Source organism: Candidatus Hadarchaeales archaeon (assembly GCA_038823825.1).
GTDB lineage: Archaea > Hadarchaeota > Hadarchaeia > Hadarchaeales > Hadarchaeaceae > JAVZGN01.
Genome location: JAWBCC010000004.1, coordinates 63,451 through 88,591 on the forward strand (window position 1 = coordinate 63,451; position 25,141 = coordinate 88,591).

At 46.4% G+C, this 25,141-nt stretch carries 26 protein-coding genes, 3 tRNA genes and 1 CRISPR repeat array; of the genes, 19 read left to right on the forward strand and 10 right to left on the reverse strand.

Annotated features, from left to right (window positions below):
- Window positions 1–456, reverse strand: a complete 456-nt coding sequence (locus QXF64_04870) for a hypothetical protein (protein ID MEM1689812.1) — start codon at window positions 454–456, stop codon at window positions 1–3.
- Window positions 457–573: 117 nt separating this feature from the next.
- Here QXF64_04870 and QXF64_04875 point away from each other — a divergent pair, with 117 nt between their 5' ends.
- From QXF64_04875 to QXF64_04910, 8 genes are all read left to right on the forward strand, one after another.
- Window positions 574–2,652 (forward strand): adenosylcobalamin-dependent ribonucleoside-diphosphate reductase, encoded by a 2,079-nt coding sequence (locus QXF64_04875; GenBank protein ID MEM1689813.1) that lies wholly within the window; start codon window positions 574–576, stop codon window positions 2,650–2,652.
- Between the two features lie 5 nt (window positions 2,653–2,657).
- Window positions 2,658–3,167 carry a cob(I)yrinic acid a,c-diamide adenosyltransferase gene (locus QXF64_04880; GenBank protein ID MEM1689814.1) on the forward strand — a complete coding sequence of 170 codons (510 nt, stop codon included), beginning with the start codon at window positions 2,658–2,660 and terminating at the stop codon, window positions 3,165–3,167.
- 31 nt (window positions 3,168–3,198) lie between these two features.
- On the forward strand, window positions 3,199–3,564 hold the full coding sequence (locus QXF64_04885) for a 50S ribosomal protein L18e (protein MEM1689815.1): 366 nt from the start codon (window positions 3,199–3,201) through the stop codon (window positions 3,562–3,564).
- Entirely contained in the window at window positions 3,561–3,992 is a 432-nt protein-coding gene (locus tag QXF64_04890; GenBank protein MEM1689816.1) for a 50S ribosomal protein L13, read from the forward strand. The genes QXF64_04885 and QXF64_04890 overlap by 4 nt, the downstream gene beginning before the upstream one ends.
- Window positions 3,989–4,387 carry a 30S ribosomal protein S9 gene (locus tag QXF64_04895; protein MEM1689817.1) on the forward strand — a complete coding sequence of 133 codons (399 nt, stop codon included), beginning with the start codon at window positions 3,989–3,991 and terminating at the stop codon, window positions 4,385–4,387. Before QXF64_04890 ends, QXF64_04895 begins: the two co-directional genes overlap by 4 nt.
- A 5-nt stretch (window positions 4,388–4,392) precedes the next feature.
- Window positions 4,393–4,587 (forward strand): DNA-directed RNA polymerase subunit N, encoded by a 195-nt coding sequence (locus tag QXF64_04900; protein ID MEM1689818.1) that lies wholly within the window; start codon window positions 4,393–4,395, stop codon window positions 4,585–4,587.
- 12 nt (window positions 4,588–4,599) lie between these two features.
- Window positions 4,600–5,532, forward strand: coding sequence for a hypothetical protein (locus QXF64_04905; protein ID MEM1689819.1), 933 nt, complete (start codon window positions 4,600–4,602; stop codon window positions 5,530–5,532).
- A gap of 42 nt (window positions 5,533–5,574) precedes the next feature.
- Window positions 5,575–5,652: transfer RNA gene (locus QXF64_04910), tRNA-Pro, on the forward strand.
- A 45-nt stretch (window positions 5,653–5,697) separates the two neighbouring features.
- Here QXF64_04910 and QXF64_04915 read toward each other — a convergent pair.
- The 3 genes from QXF64_04915 to QXF64_04925 form a co-directional block, all read right to left on the reverse strand.
- On the reverse strand, window positions 5,698–6,924 hold the full coding sequence (locus QXF64_04915; GenBank protein MEM1689820.1) for a cation:proton antiporter: 1,227 nt from the start codon (window positions 6,922–6,924) through the stop codon (window positions 5,698–5,700).
- Window positions 6,925–6,996: 72 nt separating this feature from the next.
- Entirely contained in the window at window positions 6,997–7,566 is a 570-nt protein-coding gene (locus tag QXF64_04920; GenBank protein MEM1689821.1) for a hypothetical protein, read from the reverse strand.
- Between the two features lie 5 nt (window positions 7,567–7,571).
- A complete protein-coding gene (locus tag QXF64_04925) occupies window positions 7,572–7,859 on the reverse strand; it encodes a hypothetical protein (GenBank protein MEM1689822.1) in 288 nt (95 codons plus the stop codon).
- Between the two features lie 80 nt (window positions 7,860–7,939).
- Between QXF64_04925 and QXF64_04930 the strand changes: the two genes are divergently transcribed.
- A tRNA-Glu gene (locus QXF64_04930) sits at window positions 7,940–8,017 on the forward strand.
- Window positions 8,018–8,220: 203 nt separating this feature from the next.
- Here the strand turns inward: QXF64_04930 and QXF64_04935 are convergent.
- Window positions 8,221–9,465 carry a transglutaminase domain-containing protein gene (locus tag QXF64_04935; GenBank protein ID MEM1689823.1) on the reverse strand — a complete coding sequence of 415 codons (1,245 nt, stop codon included), beginning with the start codon at window positions 9,463–9,465 and terminating at the stop codon, window positions 8,221–8,223.
- A 121-nt stretch (window positions 9,466–9,586) separates the two neighbouring features.
- On the opposite strand from QXF64_04935, the gene QXF64_04940 reads away from it, so the two are divergent.
- The 3 genes from QXF64_04940 to QXF64_04950 all read left to right on the forward strand — a co-directional run bounded on the left by QXF64_04940 (window position 9,587) and on the right by QXF64_04950 (window position 10,530).
- Complete coding sequence (locus tag QXF64_04940; protein ID MEM1689824.1) at window positions 9,587–10,144, forward strand: flavin reductase family protein; 558 nt, start codon at window positions 9,587–9,589, stop codon at window positions 10,142–10,144.
- A 13-nt stretch (window positions 10,145–10,157) separates the two neighbouring features.
- Complete coding sequence (locus QXF64_04945) at window positions 10,158–10,370, forward strand: hypothetical protein (protein MEM1689825.1); 213 nt, start codon at window positions 10,158–10,160, stop codon at window positions 10,368–10,370.
- Between the two features lie 72 nt (window positions 10,371–10,442).
- A tRNA-Leu gene (locus QXF64_04950) sits at window positions 10,443–10,530 on the forward strand.
- Between the two features lie 123 nt (window positions 10,531–10,653).
- Window positions 10,654–13,471: direct repeats of the CRISPR family, unit length 37 nt; unit sequence GTTGCAGTGAAATGCCCCTGAAAATGGGGATTGAAAG.
- A 60-nt stretch (window positions 13,472–13,531) separates the two neighbouring features.
- Here the strand turns inward: QXF64_04950 and QXF64_04955 are convergent.
- Both QXF64_04955 and QXF64_04960 read right to left on the reverse strand, forming a co-directional pair.
- Entirely contained in the window at window positions 13,532–13,855 is a 324-nt protein-coding gene (locus QXF64_04955; protein MEM1689826.1) for a hypothetical protein, read from the reverse strand.
- Window positions 13,856–13,882: 27 nt separating this feature from the next.
- Complete coding sequence (locus QXF64_04960) at window positions 13,883–14,656, reverse strand: DpnI domain-containing protein (GenBank protein ID MEM1689827.1); 774 nt, start codon at window positions 14,654–14,656, stop codon at window positions 13,883–13,885.
- Window positions 14,657–14,796: 140 nt separating this feature from the next.
- Between QXF64_04960 and QXF64_04965 the strand changes: the two genes are divergently transcribed.
- Both QXF64_04965 and QXF64_04970 read left to right on the forward strand, forming a co-directional pair.
- Window positions 14,797–15,435: an MBL fold metallo-hydrolase gene (locus tag QXF64_04965; protein MEM1689828.1), complete on the forward strand. Its 639-nt coding sequence runs from the start codon at window positions 14,797–14,799 to the stop codon at window positions 15,433–15,435.
- An 89-nt stretch (window positions 15,436–15,524) separates the two neighbouring features.
- Entirely contained in the window at window positions 15,525–16,574 is a 1,050-nt protein-coding gene (locus QXF64_04970) for an Ldh family oxidoreductase (GenBank protein ID MEM1689829.1), read from the forward strand.
- Here the strand turns inward: QXF64_04970 and QXF64_04975 are convergent.
- Both QXF64_04975 and QXF64_04980 read right to left on the reverse strand, forming a co-directional pair.
- The gene (locus tag QXF64_04975; GenBank protein MEM1689830.1) at window positions 16,568–17,152 is read right to left on the reverse strand and encodes an SAM-dependent methyltransferase; all 585 of its coding nucleotides are present in this window, start codon (window positions 17,150–17,152) and stop codon (window positions 16,568–16,570) included. The genes QXF64_04970 and QXF64_04975 overlap by 7 nt on opposite strands.
- Window positions 17,149–18,426 carry a phosphoglycerate kinase gene (locus QXF64_04980; GenBank protein MEM1689831.1) on the reverse strand — a complete coding sequence of 426 codons (1,278 nt, stop codon included), beginning with the start codon at window positions 18,424–18,426 and terminating at the stop codon, window positions 17,149–17,151. The genes QXF64_04975 and QXF64_04980 overlap by 4 nt, the downstream gene beginning before the upstream one ends.
- 106 nt (window positions 18,427–18,532) lie before the next feature.
- Here QXF64_04980 and QXF64_04985 point away from each other — a divergent pair, with 106 nt between their 5' ends.
- From QXF64_04985 to QXF64_05005, 5 genes are all read left to right on the forward strand, one after another.
- Entirely contained in the window at window positions 18,533–19,186 is a 654-nt protein-coding gene (locus tag QXF64_04985; protein ID MEM1689832.1) for a DUF120 domain-containing protein, read from the forward strand.
- Complete coding sequence (ribB, locus tag QXF64_04990; GenBank protein ID MEM1689833.1) at window positions 19,183–19,866, forward strand: 3,4-dihydroxy-2-butanone-4-phosphate synthase; 684 nt, start codon at window positions 19,183–19,185, stop codon at window positions 19,864–19,866. Before QXF64_04985 ends, ribB begins: the two co-directional genes overlap by 4 nt.
- Window positions 19,863–20,324 (forward strand): riboflavin synthase, encoded by a 462-nt coding sequence (gene ribC / locus QXF64_04995; GenBank protein MEM1689834.1) that lies wholly within the window; start codon window positions 19,863–19,865, stop codon window positions 20,322–20,324. Before ribB ends, ribC begins: the two co-directional genes overlap by 4 nt.
- A gap of 5 nt (window positions 20,325–20,329) precedes the next feature.
- The gene (gene ribH / locus QXF64_05000) at window positions 20,330–20,743 is read left to right on the forward strand and encodes a 6,7-dimethyl-8-ribityllumazine synthase (GenBank protein ID MEM1689835.1); all 414 of its coding nucleotides are present in this window, start codon (window positions 20,330–20,332) and stop codon (window positions 20,741–20,743) included.
- A gap of 87 nt (window positions 20,744–20,830) precedes the next feature.
- Window positions 20,831–23,668 (forward strand): DEAD/DEAH box helicase, encoded by a 2,838-nt coding sequence (locus QXF64_05005; protein ID MEM1689836.1) that lies wholly within the window; start codon window positions 20,831–20,833, stop codon window positions 23,666–23,668.
- Between the two features lie 4 nt (window positions 23,669–23,672).
- On the opposite strand, the gene QXF64_05010 is transcribed toward QXF64_05005, so the two are convergent.
- Window positions 23,673–25,141: hypothetical protein (locus QXF64_05010; protein ID MEM1689837.1), on the reverse strand; the 1,469-nt coding region annotated here is incomplete at its 5' end.

Here is a 25,141-nt window from a genome sequence, read left to right on the forward strand (position 1 = left end):
TTAGGTCAGAGTTATACGCAGGGTAGCTGTCTGCTCTGCTCCATCTTCTCCGGTGGCCCTGATTGTGATCGCATGAGTTCCGGTAGGGGCTCCTGGGCTTACTCTGATGGTCAAGGATGAGCTGAAGGTTGGTTCTCCGTTCGGTGGGGAGAACTGGAGGCTAACGTTTGTGGGTGTACCGCTATGCGAAAGAGAAACTGTTTTGTTATATGGTGTTATCTCCTCGACTTTCACGGTTACGGTCGCGGAATTCTCTCCAGAGGATGGAACCCCAAGCGTTAGAGCGTACTCCGGTTGTCCCTCGATCTTTACCGAAAACGACAGCATGTGTTCGACTCCTTTTCCAACTCTGGTGTAAATCGCAAAGCCCACTCCGAGACCGACGGTTAGAAGAATCATCCCGGCTAGGATTTTCATAGCAAGCGGTTCCACGCCTGCTTCGTCCAATCTGCTCACCTCCTTTTTTGTTTCCTTTCTTTTGTTTTCCGATTTTTAAATAGCTTTCGCAACGACGAAACGCACATCGGAAGACATACTGCATGTTAAAATCCACAGAGAATGAGAGAAACTTGGATGGCAATAGAAAAAGTCAGAAAGAGGGATGGAAGGCTGGAGGATTTCGACCAGAAGAAGATTACGGTTGCGATTCACAGAGCTCTGGTTGCTCTCGGAAAAAAGAACGGAAAATTATCCCGCAAGATTTCCAACGAAGTTGTGCGGATCTTGGAAAAGAAATTCGAGATACCTTCGGTCGAAGACATCCAAAATGTTGTTGTCGAGGTTTTGAAAAAGGAGGGTTTGGAAGACGTAGCAAGAGAATACGAGATATACAGGAAAAAGAAGGCGGAGCTTCGCGAACTCAGAAAGAAATTCGGACTTGATGCCGAACCAAAACTAACAGTCAACGCATTGGAAGTGCTACGTGAGCGTTATCTCCTGAAAGACGAGAATGGAAACATAATCGAAACTCCTGCACAGATGTTCAGCAGGGTAGCGAAAGCGATAGCAGAAGTGGACAGAAAATTCGGAGAAGATCCAGAAAAGACCTATGAGGAATTTTTCAAGGCGATGAGCAGACTTGAGTTTCTTCCAAACTCCCCTACCCTTTTCAATGCTGGTACGCCGATGGGCCAACTAAGTGCTTGTTTTGTCATACCGGTTGAGGATTCTCTCGACAGCATTTTCAGAGCTGTGCATCAGACTGCCCTAATAGAACAGACTGGTGGAGGCGTTGGCTTCAGCTTCTCTAAGCTGAGACCGAAGGGCGACGTTGTGAAATCTACCAAGGGTATCGCGTCTGGACCGGTTTCATTCATGCGAGTTTTCGACACAGCCACAGACGTCATAAAAGCCGGTGGAAAAAGGCGTGGAGCGATGATGGCCGTCCTTAGTGTTGATCATCCAGACGTGGAAGAGTTTATCGCAGCCAAAAGTAATCCAAATTTTCTTACAAATTTTAATCTTTCCGTTGCTGTGACGGACAAGTTTATGCGAGCGGTTCTCACAGACGGATGGCATGAGTTGATTAACCCTAGAACTGGAAATGTCGTCAGAAGAGTCAGAGCTAGGAAAATATGGAAAATGATTATTAAGAACGCCTGGAAAACCGGTGATCCCGGTCTCGTCTTCATTGACGAGGTGAATAGGAAGAATCCTACACCATCGCTTGGGCGAATAGAAGCCACAAACCCATGCGGGGAAGTTCCCTTGCTACCTTATGAATCCTGCAACTTGGGAAGCGTTAACCTAAGTAGAATGGTAGAGAACGGAGAGATAAATTGGGAGAAGTTAGAAAAAACAGTTGAACTCGGCGTACACTTCCTTGACAACGTCATCGATGCAAACAGATATCCAATTCCCGAGATCGAACGGATGACAAAAGCAAATAGAAAAATCGGACTTGGCGTCATGGGGTGGGCAGAGTGTCTCATCAAGATGTCAATCCCGTACGACTCCAAGAAGGCCATCAGACTGGGCGAGAAGGTTATGCGATTCATCTCTGAAACTGCAAGGAGGAAATCCGCAGAGCTGGGTGAAAAGAGGGGAAGCTTCCCGAACTTCGAATTAAGCATATGGGCTAAGAAATATTCCGCGATGAGAAACGCCACGGTGACGGCAATTGCCCCTACCGGAAGCATATCGATCATCGCTGGATGTTCTTCGAGTATAGAGCCTCTCTTCGCGATAGCTTTCATAAGAAGGGTTCTCGGAGGAAAGACTTTGCTGGAGATAAATCCGCTCTTTGAAAAAATAGCAAAGGAAAGAAAATTCTATAGCGGAGAGCTTTTGCAGAAAATCGCGAGAACCGGTTCTATTCAGAATCTACGCGAGATTCCGGCGGATGTCCGGGAAATCTTCAAGACGGCACTGGACATTTCTCCAGAGTGGCACATAAGGATGCAAGCGGCTTTTCAGAAGCATACGGATAATGCCGTCTCCAAAACTGTGAACCTGCCGGCAGATGCAACGGAAAAAGATGTTGAAAAGTGCTTCATGCTTGCTTGGAAGCTCAAATGTAAGGGCATAACAGTTTATCGTTATGGGAGTAAGCCCCAGCAGGTTCTATACTTCGCTGAGGATTTGAGATATCTAACGGCGGACTCGGAGTATGCCGGTGGATGTATAACTGGAACATGTCCATTCCCGGGGTGAATTTGATGGTTGTTTTCGTCTACACTGGGACCGGTGGTGGAAAAACAACGGCGGCACTTGGGGTAGCTCTAAGGGCTATTGGCCACGGAAAAAAAGTTGTGGTGGTCCAGTTCATGAAATGGTGGAAAAACACTGGAGAATATAAAGCACAGAAAAAACTCAGACCAAACCTCGAAATCTATCAATTTGGAAGGCGCGGATGGATCGGCTTAAAGAATCTCGATGAGAGGGATAAAAGACTTGCCGAGAAGGGTTTGAAATTTGCAGAAAATGTTCTCAGAGAAAAAAGGCCAGACATCCTCATATTGGATGAGATAAACCTTGCCGTTCACTGCGGGCTACTGAAGATAGAAGATGTGGAAAATCTTTTGATGAAAGTTCCGCCCAATGTTCATGTTTTTCTGACTGGCAGGTATGCGCCAAAGAGGCTTATGAGACTGGCTGATTTTGTCGTGGAAGTAAGGAACAGAAAGAAACCGAAGGAAATAAAACCTATCAAGGGTGTAAACTATTAATGCTTCAAACGGAAGGAGTTGGAGGGCGAATATGGCGAAACCGACTGGACCGACAAATCCCATCTTGAGGAAGCTTATAAGAGACCTGAGGAAGCTGGCGAAAGAAAGAAAGGCGAGAATATGGGAGGATGTGGCTGACAGGCTTGAGATGCCAAGAAGAGCGAGACCGGAGGTAAACCTGAGTCAGATCAACAGATACGCGGATGGTGGGGAAACAGTGGTGGTGCCTGGAAAAGTTCTTGCGGCCGGGAGATTGACAAAGTCGGTGACTGTAGCGGCTTTCAAGTTTTCTAAAAGTGCGATAAAGAAGATAGTGGAAGCCGGTGGAAGAGCGATAACGATAAAGCAGTTGATGGAGGAGAATCCGGACGGAAAGCGAGTGAGGCTGATGATATGAGCAGATTAATAATCGATGCTACCGACGCCATCCTCGGAAGATTGGCTAGCTATGTCGCAAAGGAACTTCTCAGAGGAAGCCACGTGGATATAGTGAACGCTGAAAAAGCTGTGATCTCCGGGAGGAGAGAGAACATATTTGAAGAATATAAAGCATGGATGGAAACGAGACAACTGGCGAACCCGAGGAGAGGTCCTTTCCATCCGAGATATCCGGAGGAAATAGTTAGATTGGCGATCAGAGGAATGCTTCCCTATAAAAAGCCGAAGGGGAGAGAGGCTTTCAAAAGGTTGCGTGTCTATCGGGGAGTTCCGGAGCACTTGGCAGGCAAAGAGATGTTAAGAGTGCCGGATGCGGATGCGAAGAAGCTTAAATGTAAACGCATAAAGGTGGAAGAGTTGAGTAGGTTTCTGGGGGCGAAAATTTGAAGACAGTAATAGCGACGGGACGAAGAAAGAGGGCTTTGGCGAGGGCTGTTGTTAGAAGTGGAAGCGGGCGGGTCTTTATAAACGGAAAGCCTGTGGAGACAATCGAGCCGGAGCTTGCTAGACTGAAGATTATGGAGCCTCTCATGCTTGTTCCCGAACTAGGGGGCAAAGTCGACATAGAAGTGAAGGTTGAGGGTGGCGGGGTTATGGGACAAGCGGAAGCTGTCAGAACGGCAATCGCGCGGGGCCTTCTCCAGTTCTTTGAGGATCAACAATTAAGGGAGAAATTTAAGCAATATGACTGGACGCTCGTGAAGAGTGACACGAGGTTCAAGGAGCCGAAGAAGCCGGGTGGACCGGGAGCGAGAGCGAAGTTCCAGAAGAGCTACAGGTGATTTGCGTGAGACCTATACGCTGTTTCACATGTGGAAAGGTTCTGGGAGACAAGTTTGCGGAATTTGAAGAAAGAGTGTCGAAAGGTGAGGATCCGAAAAAGGTTTTGGACGAGATGGGGATTGAGCGTTATTGCTGCAGAACCGTTATGATAACGAGTGTGGACACTATCAGGGAAATAGCGAAGTTCAAGCGGGTTTGAAGGTGTTCTCGCTTGTATAAGGTGGAATTGATTTCACCCGACGAAAAGGATAGACTTTTTGAGGAATATTCTGGAAGACTGCTCTATCAGGATAAAGCAAATATCTACGGTTGTTGCATAAAGCTTCTCACGGATGTGCGAAGATTTAAGGAACAATGGGAAGATAACTTTTTCTTTATGGATGAAAACATCAGGTCGCATGGAAGGCTAATCGTGCTTGAGGAAGAAGGAGAGCCTCTGGTCAGGTATGACCCGTACACGAATACGGCGTTTGTGACCGGGATCTCTTACTATGGTTGGATAAAGAGCATAGCTTTGGCGATAGCTGGGGATATCCTGGAGGATGAGCATGGGATTTATCACGTTCATGGTGGAGCGATTGACTTCGATGGAAAAGGTGTGGCGATAATAGCACCGCCGAAGACCGGGAAGACAACACACTCATTTGGTCTTCTTAGACTTCCTGAAAGCAGACTCGTCGCGGATGACTGGTTTTTCGTCAGGTTTTTCGAAAGAAGCGTTTTGGCTTTCGGGTCTGAAAAGAATTCATACGTTGAGGCGGACATCGCGGAAATCTGGCAGGAGTTCAGACCTCTTATAAAGGAGGCGGTGTTCGATGAGCGAGGAAGGGCGATAGTTAACGTTAGATGGATAGTCGGAAGGGGAGGTGTTGTGCCTATGACGACGATGAGGAAGATCATCATTCTTAAGAGAGACCCATCAGATCCCAAAGTTCATAGAAAGCTGGATGTTGAGGAGGCGTTAGACTTCCTTATTAGACATGATTTTTGTAATCCGCATCAGCTCGTCAGAGACGCAAGAAAAATTGAAATGAGGAGTAATTTTTTCAGAAGACTGCTGGAGAGAACGGATGTTTACTTAGTAAATACTACTGGGTCACCACATGAGACTCACATGGAGATCGTGAAACTCGTGAAGTCCTGATGATGAAACAACGTAATAAGGTCGAGCCTTGTTTATTTTATGGGGGCCGTGGGGTAGCCTGGTCTAGCCTACCAGCTTGGGGTGCTGGCGACCTGGGTTCAAATCCCGGCGGCCCCACCACGTCATCGCATTAAAATCTTGACGAGAATCTTTTTTGGTGACTTGCTATCTGGGCGATTGTTTCCGACTCGTTGCGCTTTTAATCTTAAGAACATGCGCCACGCCGATTGGCGCGATTAGCGTTGTTAGTATCGCGACTACGACAAAAATTGATATATGAACATCTGTGAGAATACCGATTTCTAATCCTACTATCGCAAAGATCATATCAACAACTCCCCTGCTGTTCATTCCCCATCCCATTGCCAACGCTTCCTTTTTTTCAAATCCGAGCAGGCGTGACGCCCCATAGATTCCGATCATCTTCCCGGCGAAAGCAGCCAGAGCAATTGCAACTAGGAGGATTGGATATTCAACAAAAACATTGAGGTTTACATGAAACGCAACGCTGACGATGAAAATCGGCGCAAAGAATCCATGACTGAGCGTGTGAAAGCGTGTGTAGAGATTTTCCGCTGCCTTTCCCAAAATCTCCTCTCTTAAGAGGAGTCCTGCAAGATAGGCTCCAACTATAAGATGAATTCCGATTTCATGCGCGATGCCGGCGATCAGAAGACCGAGGATGAGCGCAAATACAAAGCTTTTCTCTCCAGGTTCGCACATAAATTTTCCAATTTTCGGGTATAACCACCAGCCAAGGAGAAGAACGGCGGCAAAGAAAGCAGCCACGGTCAAAACAACCTTCACGATATCTAGCACTCCAACCCCTCCGGCTGTCACTGCTTTAATCACAACTGAGAGAACCATGAAAGAAAGAATGTTGTCAACGATCGAGCTTCCCATCATTGCATAGCCTATCTTAGTTCTGAGAAGGTTGAGATCGTCGAGCCATCTGACTTTAACTGCCATCGAGGTTCCGGAAATCGCAACCCCGACAAGGATCGCTGCCCACATCTCTCCGGTTATCCACCATGTGGCCAAGAATCCGAATATCAGAGGAAAAATCGTTCCGGATGTTCCCATTATCACAAAATGTTTCATTTTTCCCGCAAGCTGTTTTGGATCCGTCGTCAGACCGGCATGAAACATAAGGAAAAAAATTCCGAGAGTGGCCAAGAGATCCATTGCCGGAGTCCACTCAAAGATCGGTTTGCCGATCAGTCCTGTGACCTCTACACCTTTTATCACTCCACCCACTAGTCCGAGAACCGGGGGCCCGATGATTAGTCCTACCAGAATTTCTCCAACCAGCGGTGGTAATCTTAACCTTTCAAAAACGAGCCTGCCTACCCATCCTGCGGCTAGGATGAACAGGAGTGTGAATATTTCCAAACTCTAAACCTCCGGATACCCAAAAATATTGACGATTTTGTATAAAATCATTTCTTTGGAATTTTGCTTTGCTTAAACACCCGCTCGGACTTGTAGGCGTCTCAGAATTTCCGCCTTCCATCTCTGACAGGCTTCCTCGAGTATTTTGGCTGTCTCTTCATCAAGGAGAGATCTGCTGTCAACTTGCTGGATCCTTCTCTGGACTCTTCCCACATCCTCAAGAAGAGATTCTGAGGAAAGTCCGGAGGATTTTAGATTTTCCGTCAAAAAGTAAAGCTCCCTTGCAAGGGTTCCGGCAGCCGTTCTTCTTGCTTGTGATGAGAGATAGATTATGTTGTAACCTAGCCAAAAGGCTCCTTTGTTGTCAACCATGTTTGCGAGTTTGGACCTCCAGGTGAAAGCCTGGGAGGAGATCTTTGAAGCTATTTCGAAGGTGGGCACACCTGAAATTCCGCTTAGTTCGGATGCAAGAGCTGTGGCTTCTTGGAAGACGTCCGAGAATTCTAGGCCCAGACGCCTCATGTTCTCCAGCAAGTAAAACAGTTCCTCACTCAGTTTTTTTGTATCGACAGAGGCCGGCATGAAACAGAGATAACCGATGTTATATCCAAGCCAGAAAGTTGAGGCGTTCAAAGGACTCATTCTTTTCACCCATATGCGCAGTCTACTATCGGGTTTCCGTCGTGGAACCCATAAAATCCTCTCATGTTGTAACAAATTAAGCATTTCCTGAACTCGAGCATCTTCTGGGCCATTGGACAGAAGACCCAGAGCTCCACCCGGACCTTCTCGTCCGAGATGGCGCACTTCACATCCGGATCGAGAACGTGGAATCCTTCCATTCCTTTGTGAAACTCGCACTTCATGCAGTCTTCCATGTCGACCGGGTTCTCGGAGATTGGACAGGCAACCTTGCGCAGAATTCTTATGTGCAAATTTCTCCCTCCTACTAGTTTTTCAAAGCCTAAATTGGTTTCGAAGAATTTTATTAGGTTTGCGCTCGTGATATTTATTAGCCCCGGTGGTGTAGCCCGGACAATCATACAGCCCTTTCGAGGCTGCGACGCGGGTTCAAATCCCGCCCGGGGCACCAGATCGATATGATTCGATTTTTCATTTTTTCCAGGTCTTCGGCCTCCACGACCTTCCATCAAAAAAACATAGTTTCGGTAAAAGGCGAAACGTTGAGAACGTGTAAAAGTTCACGAAATATCACTGAAAAATTGGAGAGTAAAAATCAGCACAAGCATATCCACATTTATCACAGATAAGGATCTGCCTCTCAGCGAGATTCTATCATCTTCGTCTGACAACCGTCGCAACCGTCACGCTCAGCAAAACGATCAAAACCGCTAGCGCTATCCAAAACATTTGCTCAGTCGGGAGAAAAGGGATTTCTTGGGGTTTCCAAAGGTTGATCGACCCGCCCAACCTGCTGTATGCCCAACCGTAATCAAACTGACCAACCTCGAAAGAAAGATTTTCCCCGGGGTTGAGGAAAATGAGCTTCGGCCAACCCTGAACATCCTCATACCTTTCATATTCTTCTACATATCTCTTCACGATTAGATTGTCTAAAAGTGGAACGCTCGAGACGTTTGCAATTGAGACCCTCCATCCGTTCTCCGTTTGCTCTCCTGACAGAATGACAGAATTCTCCAGCTCATACAAAAATTGCCAACCGATTGGAGTCACGGCATATTCGACTTTGGTTATCCCGGAGCCGGGGGGCGCTCCCCAATATCTATAGTGAACTCCCTCCCCACCCGTCACAAACTTTTTTGCACTGCCGAGATCTACCCAGGTTGGATCTACTGGAAGCCATCCTCTCTCTGGAATCCATACCTCCGCCCACGCGTGTCCGGTCTCTAACTTACGGTTGAGATTCTCATTTTCCACAGAATATCCCTGAACATAGCGGGCTGGAATTCCAACCGATCTACAGAAGGCGATAAATAACGTTGCAAATTCGTCACATACGCCTGCTTTCATTTGGATGATCTCATAATCCTTCAACTTGACATCACCGCCGAGTTGGGGGCTATAGGTTATATTTCTCTGAATCCATTCGACAAAACTCGTGATAATCGATGGAAGATCGTTCTCCGTTCCGGTGACGATTTCTCTCGCTAGCGAAACGACTTGTGGGGATAGAGTTACCCTGTCATCGGGCTGGAGGTACTCCTGCATGCCAACGATTGGTTCAACCGGGATATGCGGAACTTCCGGAACATTGCGCAAGTCAACGGATACCACAAAGGTTCCTGTGAACGTGATAACTGTGTATGGCACTTCTCGCATGTATTTCTCGATCACCCAGACGGGCTTGCCGTTTACGTTTTCTAGCCTTCCATCCTGAAGATTTGCCGTTACGGTCTGGTATTCTGTTGGGATTGGGATATCAGAGATCTCGAGGCGTATTCTTGTGCTATCTGGATAAAATCGCCCCTGCCAGTACACTCTAACAGTGTACTGAAGTGTGTGCGTGACTTCAAGAGGAATTGAGAACGAACCGACTGGGAGAGTAAAGAACGTGATCATAAGAAATAGAGCTGCTGCCCAAATGGTAAAAAATTTCTGCTTCATTAGGTAGTACTCCTCTTTGGATGACTTAAAATTTGCTAGCATTTGGCTTAAATCCTATCGGGAGGAAATTGTAAAGATGAAGTTGGACGTTGCACCCGAGAGATCTTACCGGCTTCTCTATCCAAGACAGATAGTCCTAGTAGGTTGCTGCTCGCCAGACGGGAAACCCAATGCCTTGACGATTGCTTGGTTTATGCCACTGTCTATGTCTCCACCGCTCGTTGGGATCTCGGTCTCTCCGAAGCGCTATTCACACTCGCTTATCGAGCAGACTGGCGATTTCACCGTAAACATTCCGACAATGGATATCTTGGAGAAAGTCCACTTGTTCGGAAGCGTGTCTGGGAAAAACGTGGAGAAATTTGCCAGTCTTGGGCTTACGGCTGAAAAGGCAAGACTCGTAAAATCGCCGATTGTCAAGGAATGTGTTGCCCATCTCGAGTGTAGATTGACGGAGAGCCTGAGGACAGGAGACCATACCCTTTTCATTGGAGAGGTCTTGGCGGCCTATGCGGATGAGAGGTTCTTCAGGAATGGAAAGTTCGATCTCAAAATCTTTCGCGGAATTTACCAAGTTGGAGGATCTGAATACGCGACGATGTCGGAAGTAACTAAGGAGGTTGGAAAATACTGAGAGGGGTTTAAGTATGGTGGACTGCGCAATCTGTGGAAAAGAGATCACCGGGGAGAAAGTCGAGTGTTCGATTTGTAAAGCGGTGATGCATAGGGAATGTGCGAAGAAGATTTCGGGAAGATATTATTGTAAGCAGTGTTATAAGGAAGGAAAAAAGAGGGCGAGATACGAAAGGATGGCGCAGAGGGCGATGATAGGGAAAAAGCTTCCGAAGAAGCTCTGGTAATCGCGTTTTCAATGTTCGTGAGGATAAATCAGACGATAAGGTAAATACGCCTTCTCTACAAGATTTTTCTTGGCGGGGGTGGCCGAGCCAGGTCAAAGGCGCGGGATTTAGGGTCCCGTCCCGAAGGGGTTCGGGGGTTCAAATCCCCTCCCCCGCACCAAGTTTTCGGTAAAAGGCGAAACGTTGTGAACTTCTTTATAAATCCCCTATGCAAAAATCGAAGTTCACAAAGTCTTCACATAGATTTTTAAGGAAAGCCGGCCAAAGATGAAAAGAAGAGCGGGTTGCAGTGAAATGCCCCTGAAAATGGGGATTGAAAGATCCGTAGATAATTTTGGCTTCATGCTGGTGGAAAGTTGCAGTGAAATGCCCCTGAAAATGGGGATTGAAAGTCACTTCAACCCACGTGCCGCCGACGTTTATCTCTGGTTGCAGTGAAATGCCCCTGAAAATGGGGATTGAAAGTTAAGAAGTGTCTCTTGAGCCCCTCTGGAAATCCAAGTTGCAGTGAAATGCCCCTGAAAATGGGGATTGAAAGTAAATTACCGTATAGAGAATTATCTCCTTTACAGATGTTGCAGTGAAATGCCCCTGAAAATGGGGATTGAAAGTTTTTACCATTTACTCGACCCCTTCATCAGCTTGTAGTTGCAGTGAAATGCCCCTGAAAATGGGGATTGAAAGTAAGTTAATATACCCTTTGAGTGAAGATTTATTCTATGTTGCAGTGAAATGCCCCTGAAAATGGGGATTGAAAGAATAACCCGAAATCATAAAATAAGTGTCTCTTAATCGTTGCAGTGAAATGCCCCTGAAAATGGGGATTGAAAGCTATACAGATATTATAGTGGATGATGATGCATAAGGTGTTGCAGTGAAATGCCCCTGAAAATGGGGATTGAAAGATGAATGTGCCAAAGATGGAAAAGCATATTCTTCAATGTTGCAGTGAAATGCCCCTGAAAATGGGGATTGAAAGACTTTTTCAAACTTCATTCTTTTTCACCTCCTCCTGGTTGCAGTGAAATGCCCCTGAAAATGGGGATTGAAAGCTGTAAGGAAATGCATCATAAATATCCACAAATGCAAGTTGCAGTGAAATGCCCCTGAAAATGGGGATTGAAAGAAAGTAACCAAAAATTTCCAATTCTCCTTCTGTATGTTGCAGTGAAATGCCCCTGAAAATGGGGATTGAAAGTCTCATATCGCTCTAACAAGTCCGGTTTATGGGGAGTGTTGCAGTGAAATGCCCCTGAAAATGGGGATTGAAAGTAGTATTCATCTGGAACCACCTGAACACTGTCTGACGTTGCAGTGAAATGCCCCTGAAAATGGGGATTGAAAGTCTTTTTCAGCCAATGCTAACCCTACACAATAGTGGTTGCAGTGAAATGCCCCTGAAAATGGGGATTGAAAGCATCACCTCCGGCTCTACGATGTACTGGATTCCGTGTTGCAGTGAAATGCCCCTGAAAATGGGGATTGAAAGTTATTCACTCAGTAAAGGTGAAACACTCAAGGTCAGGGTTGCAGTGAAATGCCCCTGAAAATGGGGATTGAAAGCCGGTAAATCTTGTGGCATCCTCCATTCCTTTCTTTCGTTGCAGTGAAATGCCCCTGAAAATGGGGATTGAAAGAAGTTTTCTCTCTCACCGATGGCATATACAGTTTCGGTGTTGCAGTGAAATGCCCCTGAAAATGGGGATTGAAAGATTCCCATCTCCTCACTGAAAGCCTGAAACGAAAGAAGTTGCAGTGAAATGCCCCTGAAAATGGGGATTGAAAGAACCACATATATGCCTCGTCCAGTAGCACCAATCCATGTTGCAGTGAAATGCCCCTGAAAATGGGGATTGAAAGCTCCCATTTGGTCAATATATCGTGAAGGTCTCGTTCGTGTTGCAGTGAAATGCCCCTGAAAATGGGGATTGAAAGATCGCAATAGCAATCATCTCTCTTTTTCCTAGTTCCGTTGCAGTGAAATGCCCCTGAAAATGGGGATTGAAAGAAAAATGCCCTTCTGTCTCTTTCATCGGGAATCACTGTTGCAGTGAAATGCCCCTGAAAATGGGGATTGAAAGTGAATATCGAATGCACAGCCCTCCCCGTTCTTTAATGTTGCAGTGAAATGCCCCTGAAAATGGGGATTGAAAGGAGCAGGATCAGCGTTCGTGACAGAGCGGAGGATGTTGCAGTGAAATGCCCCTGAAAATGGGGATTGAAAGCAACAGGCGGATAAAACCATTCGAGAAATCATATCGTTGCAGTGAAATGCCCCTGAAAATGGGGATTGAAAGTTGTACAGTGTGTTCGCTTGTTCTTGTGTCAGGTAGGTTGCAGTGAAATGCCCCTGAAAATGGGGATTGAAAGCCCGCTTTTCCTAAAACACGTTTAACACCGAGAAGAGGTTGCAGTGAAATGCCCCTGAAAATGGGGATTGAAAGAGAATGACCTGTCCGCCGGGTTTGTCTGGAACCACTGTTGCAGTGAAATGCCCCTGAAAATGGGGATTGAAAGCTGTATTCATAACCTTCTGGCTTGAACGCTAAAACTGTTGCAGTGAAATGCCCCTGAAAATGGGGATTGAAAGGTTCTAGCTCTGCCGGATCATGCAAAAGTGTACAATGTTGCAGTGAAATGCCCCTGAAAATGGGGATTGAAAGTACTTGCGCCTTTTGGCTAGCAGCAATTATTGCTGCGTTGCAGTGAAATGCCCCTGAAAATGGGGATTGAAAGGAATACAAGTGCCTCATCCCCTCGCTCCATTTTTATGTTGCAGTGAAATGCCCCTGAAAATGGGGATTGAAAGCATTGCTTTGTGCAGATCCTCGTCGGTGAGCTCCTGTTGCAGTGAAATGCCCCTGAAAATGGGGATTGAAAGTCAGTCACGAGCCGCATCTCCTGCAGCTCGGCTTTTGTTGCAGTGAAATGCCCCTGAAAATGGGGATTGAAAGCAGAAAATCTTCTTATTGAAAATCTTCGCACAACTTGTTGCAGTGAAATGCCCCTGAAAATGGGGATTGAAAGCTCGAAAAATCTGATTTTTATGTGAACGAGGAGAGAAGTTGCAGTGAAATGCCCCTGAAAATGGGGATTGAAAGGATCTTCCGTTCGAATTGACGGAAGATACCAAAGTTCAGTAAAAGATTTGGCTGACACTTTCATTTGGACTTGCCCGTTCGAATTTTAGCTCTCACTATAAGATGCCACGTATTTCCAGTGTGAAGAGTATACAAAATTCCATACCTTCCTGTCCATTTCCAGCCGCGCTCACCTAACTTTGGATATCTTTTGAGATCGGGGTTACCGAGCAGTTCATGGATAAAATCCTCTGTAAACTCGTGAGCAACTAAATCGCAAAGCGATTTTCGCAGTTTATTAAAATCAAAAGACGTTCCACAATTTCCACATCTCCATCTGTTCCTTCCGATTTTTTCTAGAGAATTGTAGCAACACTGCGGACAAGTCAATTCCGCTTCACTCATGATCCGATCTGATCAAAAACGGCCTATTTAAGACTTCCTGATCCGATAAAGGCCTTTCCCCAAAAACTCGATGATCCCGTGATCTCTTAATATCTGCAACTGTTGGCGGATTTTCGGACGGATGTGCTTGTTTTTCGGATGGAGCTGTGCCAACCTATTCTCAAATGCGTACACATCTCTGAGCGTGAACTGTTCCTGACCCAGCTCCCTAATGCAGGCAAGTACATCCGCTAACCAACCGCGAGAGCGGAGTGATTGCTCACGCATGAATATAAATCGGTTCCATGAATCCCTCACAACAGCCGCTGGTATTTCTCGACCATTTTCTATGATCGGAATTCTGGCGTCTGGGGGGAGGTTTCCTAAAAGAATGTTTGAACCTACCCAGCCACGCCTTCTAGCACTTTCTCCGAGAGGTTTCCGTTTTTCTATTATCGATTCCGTGATGAAATGTTTTGGCACTAGAAAAAGATCTAACACTATAAACTTCCTCGGATCATATCGAAGGAAGAGAAAATTCGGGATGGTTCCAGCCCGGATAGCTTCTATCTTTGGCGCATAGGCGGAATTCACAATACGATTCCCAAATGGATGAGATTGGCTTTTTAGTTGATATTGCTCGCTACAATTTGGACAAACAAAGTCAACGACTCGCTCTCCCCTACGTGTAGGAGATAGATGATCTGACGGACATGCTGGACAATACATATTCTCTTGAATCCAAGCTTCTGTTAAGATTCGCGCCCGCTGAGAGAAGCTTTTGTAACTAACGGCTAGTTCTGGTTTTAGTTCCAATTTCAAGCATATCCCCAACTACATTAGATAACGAAATGATCTAAAAGTTGCGGAAAGTTTGCTGTTTTCCCTCTTGCTTAACCGCGACCTTCCGATAACCCCGGCGGACAATTACTAATATTAGTTCTATCGTAGATTTTGTGACGATGAAAGTCAAGTGGTGGGGTCACGCCTGCTTCGAGCTCAAAAACGAAACCACAATCGTTTTCGATCCCCATGATGGTAAAGGTGTTGGGCTCAAGCCACCAGAAACCAAAGCTGACATAATCCTCATTTCCCATCTTCACTATGACCACGCCGACGGGGCAGATCTTGTTAAGAAAGCACAATCTACTATTATAGCTGAACAATCTGGAGAATTCTCAGTAGCAAAAGCAAAGATAAAGGGAATCTCTTCCTATCACGATGAGAATTTCGGAAAGCTCAGAGGAAAAAATATCATATACGTCGTGGAAATCGAAGGTCTGAGATTTTGTCACCTCGGAGATCTTGGCCACGTCCCGACCGACGCACAAGTGAAAGATATTGGAGAAGTCGATGTTCTATTCGTTCCGGTCGGTGGGACATACACAATCGACGCAACCGGTGCAACGAAAACGATTGAAAAAATAAAACCAAAAATCGCCGTCCCGATGCACTATGCAGTGAAGGGCCTGAGGGTGAAAATAGCTGGAGTTGAAGAATTTTTGAGAGAAAAGAAAAATATCCGCAGATTAGAAACTGACGAGTTTGAAATCACTAAAGAGAAACTGCCTAAGGAAACCGAGATATGGGTACTCTCTTAGAAGGGCCATTAAAATTTGCTCTGCGCTATCTCACTCTGGAAACACCCAGATAATACGTTTTAAACCAAACAAAAATGAAGTGATTTGCGATGATAGTAACGCACGAGCAGGAGAAGCGTCTGATATACGCTTTGCTCTCAAAGCTCGATGTCGATCCCGAACAAGCAGAAGTCACAGCGGACGTTCTAACAGAAGGAGATCTTCGCGGTTTTTCCTCGCACGGGATCATGCGCCTGCCATATATTCTCAGGGCGATAAAGAGAGGAACGATAATCGGAAGAGCCAATGTGAAAATCGCGAGAGAGAAAGGAGCAACCGCTTTGGTTGATGGTGGCCATGGGCTCGGCCATTACATTGCAAAAAAAGCCATGGAGATCGCCATCGAGAAAGCCAAGAAATTCGGAATCGGCGCAGTAGGAGTCATGAACTCAAACCATTTCGGAATAGCCGGCTACTATGCGGAAATGGCCGTCAAAGAGGAGATGATCGGGATTGTGACAACGACGACAGATGCCCTCGTCCATCCATGGGGAGGAGTCGAGCCAATCCTCGGAACAAACGCTTTGGCCATAGGCATCCCAGCAGAGCCCATTCCCATAATCGTAGACATGGCGATGAGCAACGCTGCAAGAGGCAAAATCGTCCAAGCGTTGAAAGAAGGAAGAGAAATTCCGCTCGGGTGGGCAATAGACGAGGAAGGAAATCCAACAACAGATCCAGCAAAGGCGATAAAAGGTGCACTCAGTCCCTTCGGGGGCGTGAAAGGATATGCGCTGGCGTTAGCGCTTGAAATCTTGGCAGGTCCACTTGTTGGTGCGGAGGCTGGAAAGAAAGTAAGGGGAACCCTCGAACCGGTTGAGGATTTCTGCACGAAGGGTGATCTGATGATAGCTATAGACCCAACAACCTTCGTACCAAAAGACGAATTCAAAAGAAAGGTGGGAGAATTCATCGAAGAAATAAAATCGTCGAAAAAAGCCAAGGGGGCTGAAGAGATTTTGCTGCCAGGAGAACCGGAGCTAAGAACTAGGGAAAAAAGACTGAGAGATGGAATCCCGATATCTGAGGAGGTCTGGAAAGAAATAGAAACTTGGGCAAAAGAGCTTAACGTCGATCTCGAAGAAATCCTCCGTCAGTAAAACTCTGTTCCTCTCTTTTTCAGATACTCCAGAAGTTTCCAAGAAATCAGCGGCTTTCCATCGACAAGCGGATAGGCGAATGGTAGAATTATCGAACAACCCTTTTCGATTGGTATCTCGACCTCACAGACGACCGGAATGTCTCTCAATTTTCTCCCGCCCATTATCTCCCTGACAACAAAAACGCTACCGTCGATCGAGAACTGGGATTCACCTATGTTTCTTTTTCTACAACCGGGCAATCTATCCGTCAAAAGCTTCTTCGTCCGTCCGAGAGGAGGATCGTCACCGAGAATTCCTCCGATGACCACCCCATCCATCCCGGAGAAGTCCTTTCCACTCAGAGATTTCTCAGCCTGTGGATCCAAAACCAAAAGCCTGCGAGAATCGAATACTTCTGCCACGCTCTCTTTCACGGCTCGACAAAATTTTGAAAGTTTTCTCCGCTCTGACTCCAGCTTGACGTTCGTTATTAGCAGATTTCCATCTAAAATCTCCGCCGCATGAGAGTATTCCGCTAGTAACCAATCGCTAAGCCTCGGTTCCAAATGTTCGATGACGATTTGAGGTTTTCTCATTTGACCCGCTGAGCGGCTTTCGTAAGAGCTTCAACCACCGGGAGAGGTTCGCCAGTTAGGAGGCTTATCGTTGCGCCCCCGCCCGTGCTCACGTGCTTTATACCGTCGGCTGCTCCGCAAGCGTGGGCTGCTGCAACAATGTGACCACCGCCTATAACCGTGAAAGCGGGAGATTCCGCCATGGCTTTAAGAATTCCAAAGCTTCCTTTCTCGAAGCCTGGTTCCTCAAACGCTCCCAAGGGTCCATTCGCCACGACAGTCTTTGCCTTCATAATCTCCGCTCTGTAAGCCTCTACCGTTTTTGGCCCAATGTCGTAAATCGGCATATCTTCGGGAAGCTTTACTCTCTTGCCGCCGCTCACTAGAGCTGCGATCTCCCCGACTTTGAAGGTGGTAACTCCAAACTCCAAAACCCTGGGTTTATCTTCCATCTTTACGACGTAGTCTATTGGAACCAACACCCTATCTCCGTACTCAGCGACGATCTTCTTCGCTTTGTCAGCGATTTTGTCATAACCCTTCGAACGGATGAACTGCTCGTTCTTTTCTCCAAGGTCCACGCCGGCTGCCACGAGAAAAGCTTGACCGACAAGGCCGCCGGTGAGAACAAGATCCGCGATACCCTCCTTTAGAACGCGCTCGGTGATCTTCACGGAGTCATCAAACTTCGCCCCTCCGAGAACATAGAGACACGGATGCTCCGGTGTGACCGCTCTTGCCAGTCCCCTGAGCTCCCTCTCCATCAGCCTCCCAGCATATGTCGGCAAAACTTCGGCGAGACCAACGAGAGAGGGGCTGGCCCTGTGAATCGCCGCAAAAGCGTCATTCACGAAAATCTCTCCGACGGACGCTAGATATTTCACCATGAAGGTTTTGGAGAGCTTCTCCGGCGGAAGCTTGGCAACCTCTTCGGCTAGCATTCTGACGTTCTCTGCGAGCATTATCTCCCCTGGCTTCAATTGCTTTATCTTCTCGACAAGGGTGGGGCCGACGAGATCTGGAGCGTATTTCACATCCTTTCCAAGAACTTCAGATAGTTTCTTTGCGTGTTTCTCGAGCGTCGTAAAGTCCGGATCCTCTGGTCTACCCTGGTGCGCAAGAACAACAACTTTTGCTCCTCTATCTGCCAGCTCCCGGATGGTTGGAGCGCTCTCCCTTATCCTTGTGTCATCTAAAATATCGCCAGTCTGCGGATCTATCGGCGAGTTTATGTCGACTCTGACGATCACAACCTTTCCTTTCACCTCGACGTCATCCAGCGTTAGGAATCTCATGATTATCTCAACTCAAGTGTTGAAAGATTCTTTTAAAGATTTGCTTCTTTCCATTTTTGAAACGTGTTTCAGAATAGTTATAAACCGGAAAGGAGACTTTAATCGGATGGTGGAAAAGATAGAGCTCATGCTGATGCTGGCAGAGTTTGGAGCACATCAACAGAAGATCAGACTGAGACTGGGAGAGCTAGCGGAAAGGTTAAGCTGCTCAAAACAGACTGTTCACCGCAGACTTGTCGAGCTTGAGCAAGAAGGACTAATCGAAAGAGAAACGGATGGTAAAGGTCTGAAAGTTTTCATCACAGAAAGGGGTAGAGGTGTTCTGCATTCGTTTTACTTGAGGCTTGAAAAGGTGTTGCGAGGTTCAAAGACTTTGAAGATTTCTGGAACGGTGATATCGGGACTGGGTGAGGGAAAATATTATGTGACCCGCACAACCTATCTCAAGCAAATCGAAAGCTTGCTCGGCGGAAAACCATATCCCGGAACTCTGAATGTAAAGCTTGAAGGCCCAGCTGTAGAGATCATCGAAGTACTGCGGGAAACGCCATCGCAAATTGTAAAGGGTTTTAAAACAAAATCCAGAACATTCGGAGATGTAAAATATTATCCAGCTATCATTAAGGGTTTGAAGGCTGCAGTTGTACTTCCGGTTCGAAGTCATCATCGAGATGTCGTTGAGATCATCTCTACGAACAACCTGAGGAAAACGCTAAAACTCAGGGATGGGGACAGGGTGGAAGTGGAGGTAGAGATATGATTGAAGAAGCCATTAAAGCGCTGAAAAACGGAAAATTTGTACTGCTTCACGACTCCGGAAACAGGGAAAACGAAGTTGATATGATTATTGCCTGCGAGTACGTTAAACCAGAACATGTGGCTATGATGAGAACGATCGCTGGAGGACTGATCTGCGTGAGCTTTCATCCAAAAATCGCAAAAAATCTTGGGCTTCCGTATTTAACAGAGATTTACGAAGAAGCAATGAAAAAATTCAGAATTCTGAAGCTAACATGGCCGAATGACATCCTATATGACGAAAAATCAGCATTCTCGATAACCGTAAACCACAGGAAAACATTCACAGGAATAACAGATAAGGACAGGGCATTGACAATCAGAGAGCTGGGACGCATAGCGAGAAAGGCTGTTGAGAAAAATGTGATGGAAGAATTTGGGAAAAATTTCCGAAGTCCTGGTCATGTTCACATCTTGAAGGCTGTAGACGGTCTGCTTGAGGAAAGAAAGGGACACACGGAGCTCTCCGTTGCCTTGGCCGAAATTGCTGGGATTACGCCCGCTGTAGCGATTTGCGAGATTCTCGATGCTAAAACAAAAAGAGCTGCAGGGCTCAAAAAAGCCAGAAAAATAGCTAGAGCTCTAAAAACGGTGCTGATATCTGGAAAAGATGTAGAAATCGCATGGAGGAGAGCAGGATGAAAAGGGTTGGGATCGTGGACACGACTTTTGCCAGATATGACATGGCAAAAGCGGCGATGGATGAGCTCAAGATGCTCTGCGATGTCAAGTTTGAGAGGAGAACCGTTCCAGGCGTGAAGGATTTACCGGTTGAAGCGAAGAAGCTCCTCGACGAGGGATGCGATATTGTCATGGTCTTTGGCATGCCGGGACCCAAACCGATAGACAAGCAGTGCGCACATGAAGCCTCTCTCGGGATAATCATCGCCCAGCTCCTGACCGGGAAGCACATAATTGAGGTATTCGTGCACGAGGATGAAGCGGAAAACGAGAAAGAGCTAGCAGAGCTTGCCGAAAGAAGAGCGAGAGAGCATGCGAGAAACGTCTACATGCTCCTCTTTAAACCGGAGGAGTTAACAAAGAGGGCTGGCACCGGGCAAAGGGAAGGAGGCCCGGATGTCGGACCCCTCAGGAGGTGAAAGAAATGGTGAGACTCGGAATAGTGGCCAGCGAATTCAACTTCGAAGTTGTCTCGGCAATGTTGGAGTTCGCAAGAAGACATGCAGAGTTCCTCGGGGCACAGATAACCGCAGAGATCTTAGTTCCAGGAGTGTTCGAGATCCCGCTTGCGACAAAGATTCTACTAGACAGAGAGGACGTTGACGCTGTGGTGACGCTCGGAGCCGTTATCGAGGGAGAGACCGAACACGACGAGGTGATAATGCAACAGACGACTAGAAAACTCATGGATCTCTCCGTGCAAAGCGGAAAACCGGTGTCGCTGGGGATATCCGGACCTGGCATGACAAGACTGCAAGCACTTGAGAGGGTCAACGAATATGCAAAGAGAGCAGTCGAAGCAGCAGTCAAAATGGCCAAACAATGTGGGCGCCGCTAGATGAACGAGCAGCACAAAAACGGCGAAAATTCAAAGTCGATCACTCTCTAAAATAGTTTTAGCGGCATAGTCTGGTGTTGGGAGCAAATGGAGTATCCGTTCAACTTGCTGGCAAGACCGATCCAGAAGCTCTTAGAGGAAAGAGGGTTCACACAACCGACTCCCCCCCAAAAGGAAGCGATACCGAAGATACTCGAAGGAAAGAACGTTCTCCTGATAGCTCCAACCGGAACTGGAAAAACCGAAGCCGCTTTTTTACCAGCCTTTCACAATCTTCTGCTCTCGGCGGAGAGAATCCCGGGAATAAAGTTGTTCTACGTCACACCCTTGAGGGCGCTTAACCGCGACATGCTTGACAGAATGCAGTGGTGGTGCCGATCTCTCGACTTCAAGGTTGCTGTGAGACATGGAGACACAGAAGCCAGAGAAAGGAGAGCGCAGGCAATAGTTCCGCCCGACATAGTCGTGACAACACCCGAGACCCTCCAGCTTTTCCTGCTTGGGAAAAAGCTCCGGCAATATCTGAAAACGCTTATATGCGTGATAGTTGACGAGGTGCACGAGCTCGCGGATAACAAAAGGGGAACCCAACTGAGTACCACTTTAGAGCGCCTGAGAGAGGCTAAGGGCGGAGATTTCCAGATCGTTGGGCTTTCAGCTACCATTGGAAGTCCAGAAGAAGTCGCAAAATTCCTAGTCGGGAAAGGACGACCATGCGAAATCATTGACATTAGCATGACCAGGGAGATGAAAATCTCTGTGATTTATCCGGAAGCCAAGAAAAGTGATGAGAAACTTGCTGAGAAGTTATACACGCTTCCGGAGGTTGCGGCGCGTGTGAGAGTCATAAAAGATCTCGTACTTTCCCATAAATCCACGCTTGTTTTCACAAACACAAGACCAATGGCGGAGATTCTTGGGAGCAGACTCCATCTTTGGGATATCGATTTTCCAGTAAGTGTGCATCATGGCTCTCTTTCGACAGCCACCAGAGTCGGAGCGGAGAAAAGGCTGAAGACGGGACAGCTGAAGGGAATCATTTGTACGTCGTCCATGGAGCTTGGAATCGATATCGGACACGTCGATTTAGTCATTCAATACAATTCACCAAGACAGGTTACTAGGCTTGTCCAGAGAGTTGGAAGAAGCGGTCACAGGATCGGAGAAATAGCGAAAGGAGTTGTCATTGTTCAAGACCCGGACGACGCGCTTGAGTCAAGTGTTATTGTTAAGAAGAGTTTAAAGCAAGAACTTGAAGAAGTTTCTATTCCAGAAAAACCACTAGACGTCCTCTTACATGCTTTATGCTCGATGCTCATCGAAAGAAGAGAGGCAGAAGTGGAGGATGCCCTACGAATTCTCAGAAGAGCTTATCCCTTCCGCACGCTCACAAAAGAGGATATCATAAAAGTGCTCGATTTCGCACAGAATCTCGAACAAAGATTTCTGAGATTATCGGAAGACGGGAAGAAATTTATCAGAGTGGGGAGAAGCAAACTTTTTGATTATTATTTCACAAATCTATCCATGATTCCGGAGTTTAAGCAATATGTTGTCATAAACGACGAGAATGGGCAACCGATTGGGGTTCTTGACGAACCGTTCGTTGCCGAGTATGGAGAACCTGAGGTTAGATTTGTAATGGGTGGAGAAATCTGGAAGATCCTCCAGCTTTATCAAGGAAAAATCTACGTGAAGAAGGAAATCGATCCTTTGGGAGCCATTCCAACTTGGATAGGTGAAGAAATACCTGTCCCGATTGAGATCGCCCAAGAGGTCGGGAGAATAAGAGGAAAAGTTGCAGAAATGCTTCAAAATGGAAAGAAATTCGCAGACATCTGCAAACAGATTGCTGAAGAGTTGGATGAATCAGAAAGAACAATCGAACGCGCGGTCGAGAACGTCAAAAGACAAGTTGATGAGGGACTACCTGTTCCAACCGACAAGTTGATAACGATCGAAAAAGTCGGAGACCTGTGTATTATAAACCTCTGTGCTGGAACACTCGTCAACAGAACGATCGCGAGATTTCTTGCTTATAAATTGTCTCGCGAAATGGGTCTAACCGTTGCTTTCTCAATTGATCCTTATCGAATAGTCTTAAGGTCGAAAATCCTCAAAATCGAAGATGTGGAAAGAATAATGAAAGAATCCTCGAACATAACCAGAGATTTGAGGGAAATCGTTGAGGGGAGCAGATTTTTCAGGTGGAGGCTTGCCCAGGTTGCAAGAAGGATGGGCGTTTTAGCGAAAGAAGTTGAGCTCACAAGCTCCGTTTTGGACAAACTCGTCAGAGCGCTCAGAGACACTCCGGCATTCGAGGAAGCATTCAGAGAGACCTCGACGAGAGATTTTGATGTACGCAGAGCGGGAGAAATCCTTCAAATGTTGAGTAGCGGAGAAATCAAAATTATGTCAATTGGTGAAAGAAAGAGACCCTCGCCGATTTCGGAGACTATTTGGAAACGAACTTCTCTCGTTCTTGAACCAGCGGCACCCTCCAGACTGAAAATGTTGGCCTTTGCCTCTGCGAGGATTAGACTTCTAACTGAGATCAGAACATTCGTCTGCTTGGACTGCGGCTTCGTCAAAGAGATGAAGATTCATGAATTGAAAGAGAAACCCATCTGTCCAACATGCGGATCCGATAGAATCGGGATGTGTGAGGATGTGGAAGAAGAAGCAAAAAGAGCCTTCGAACTCCACATGCAGGGAAGAAAAACCAAACTTTGGAAAGAATTGGAGAAAACTGCAAGATTGATCTCTCGACACGGAAAGAACGCTGCAATCGTGCTAGCTGGAAGAGGAATAACTCCGGCCGCTGCACAAGAGATACTTCAGAAAAGTAAGGGAGATGAGAAAAAACTGATCGAGCTCACGGTGATGAAGGAGAGGGAGATGATCATCAAAAGATTTTATGTTTGATACCTCAGATCGGTGAAACATTTATCTTAAATGCATTGATGTACAGGCCGGGGGCTGCGTTGCTGGGTATGTTAAACCTCCACTCTATACTCTTCTGTACGTTTTCTCCATATGATACGCTACTCCAGATGATTTGATAAGTTGTGCTCAATGAAATCCAATTTCCCTCACCTTTGACCTTTGTCGCACTAACTGATATTGTGTGTTCATTTGATGTCCAGTCACTAACGGCTCTAACACCAACATTGAAGCTTTGGTTGGTAGTAACCGTGACGATCAACGGACTTTCAATTGCGTCTACATTTTCTCCCTGTCCACCAGCAAACGTGAGTTTCTCGGTGCTAAGAAACATTTCGATATAGATTTGGACAGTTATCGCATTCTTGTTTTCCAACGAATTTTCCGTCTCGTTATCTTTCAAATATATCAGAAGGTTCCAGTTGCCCGGGGCAGCGATTTTGGAGACTCTTATCCTCAGAATCAGCAGATAGCTGTTTTCCTGCAAATTCTCAATCGCAGAACAATTTTCTGAGTCTATAAATCGAGAATCGTGAAGGCTGCTGAATTGCCAACTTTCTGAAACTTTTGAAGCAAGCCAAGTATAATGATTTCGAACGTTGTCGGGAGCAGAAGAGGATACAGAATTCTCGTGAAGAACAAAATAAACGTTCTCGAGATTCATTCCTTCGTCTTCGATCGATATCATCACGTCATACCATCCGAAAGGTATCCAATTCTTCTCAATTTGAATTTCACGGACCCTCAAGATCGGTTTTTTGACCGCGAACTCCCACGTTTCCGAGCAGTTCTCATAGTATAGATTTGCTGCTATTATTCTCCAGTAGTACTTTCCTTCAGCCAGGTTTGTCAACACATATGAATTTTCAGCGTTTTCCAGTTGCACATCGATGAAAGGAGAGTCAAAAGCAGGATCGTTGGCTATTTGAAGTCTCTGCCAAAGAGAGTTCTCGCCCGGAACCCAGCTAAGGAGTACATTGTTTTCTTTAAACATGGATCCGTTTTCGGGTGCCTCAAGGATAGGCCTTGACAATCTGGGCGGCAATAACTGTTCTGCTCCTAACATGGTTATGGGTTCTTTTTCGACTTGCCTCCTAACAATAAACCAGTCGAAATGGTAACTGGAATCTCCGCCGCCGTCCCAGGCTGCAAGAACATATTTGTCGCAGTAGTTGTTTGGGTCGGTTGCGTAGTTCCAGTTTCTGATTTTTTCGGGAGCCTCCCATAAAAGGGATCTATAGGTCTCCCCATATTGCCCGTAGTAGAATCTTGCTTTAATCCTGCTATTTGAGTAAAGAGAAAGACTCGCAATATACCAAATATTTTGCTGGTAGTTACCTGGCGACCATGATCCATCAGAAAAGAATTTATAATTGCCACTGTCATCTTTGAAGAATCCCGCATACTGTTGACCGCTTCCAGCCCTGTAGAATGTTCCTGGACCATTCAGCCCCA

Coding starts and splice junctions, on each gene's coding strand:
- QXF64_04980 (MEM1689831.1), bottom strand. CDS start 18,426: ATGAGATTCCTAACGCTGGATGACGTCGAGGTGAAAGGAAAGGTTGTG.
- QXF64_04880 (MEM1689814.1), top strand. CDS start 2,658: ATGGTTGTTTTCGTCTACACTGGGACCGGTGGTGGAAAAACAACGGCG.
- QXF64_05005 (MEM1689836.1), top strand. CDS start 20,831: ATGGAGTATCCGTTCAACTTGCTGGCAAGACCGATCCAGAAGCTCTTA.
- QXF64_04965 (MEM1689828.1), top strand. CDS start 14,797: ATGAAAGTCAAGTGGTGGGGTCACGCCTGCTTCGAGCTCAAAAACGAA.
- QXF64_04875 (MEM1689813.1), top strand. CDS start 574: ATGGCAATAGAAAAAGTCAGAAAGAGGGATGGAAGGCTGGAGGATTTC.
- QXF64_04955 (MEM1689826.1), bottom strand. CDS start 13,855: ATGAGTGAAGCGGAATTGACTTGTCCGCAGTGTTGCTACAATTCTCTA.
- QXF64_04885 (MEM1689815.1), top strand. CDS start 3,199: ATGGCGAAACCGACTGGACCGACAAATCCCATCTTGAGGAAGCTTATA.
- ribC (MEM1689834.1), top strand. CDS start 19,863: ATGAAAAGGGTTGGGATCGTGGACACGACTTTTGCCAGATATGACATG.
- QXF64_04945 (MEM1689825.1), top strand. CDS start 10,158: ATGGTGGACTGCGCAATCTGTGGAAAAGAGATCACCGGGGAGAAAGTC.
- QXF64_04940 (MEM1689824.1), top strand. CDS start 9,587: ATGAAGTTGGACGTTGCACCCGAGAGATCTTACCGGCTTCTCTATCCA.
- ribB (MEM1689833.1), top strand. CDS start 19,183: ATGATTGAAGAAGCCATTAAAGCGCTGAAAAACGGAAAATTTGTACTG.
- QXF64_04985 (MEM1689832.1), top strand. CDS start 18,533: ATGGTGGAAAAGATAGAGCTCATGCTGATGCTGGCAGAGTTTGGAGCA.
- QXF64_04935 (MEM1689823.1), bottom strand. CDS start 9,465: ATGATCACGTTCTTTACTCTCCCAGTCGGTTCGTTCTCAATTCCTCTT.
- ribH (MEM1689835.1), top strand. CDS start 20,330: ATGGTGAGACTCGGAATAGTGGCCAGCGAATTCAACTTCGAAGTTGTC.
- QXF64_04970 (MEM1689829.1), top strand. CDS start 15,525: ATGATAGTAACGCACGAGCAGGAGAAGCGTCTGATATACGCTTTGCTC.
- QXF64_04890 (MEM1689816.1), top strand. CDS start 3,561: ATGAGCAGATTAATAATCGATGCTACCGACGCCATCCTCGGAAGATTG.
- QXF64_04975 (MEM1689830.1), bottom strand. CDS start 17,152: ATGAGAAAACCTCAAATCGTCATCGAACATTTGGAACCGAGGCTTAGC.
- QXF64_04920 (MEM1689821.1), bottom strand. CDS start 7,566: ATGAGTCCTTTGAACGCCTCAACTTTCTGGCTTGGATATAACATCGGT.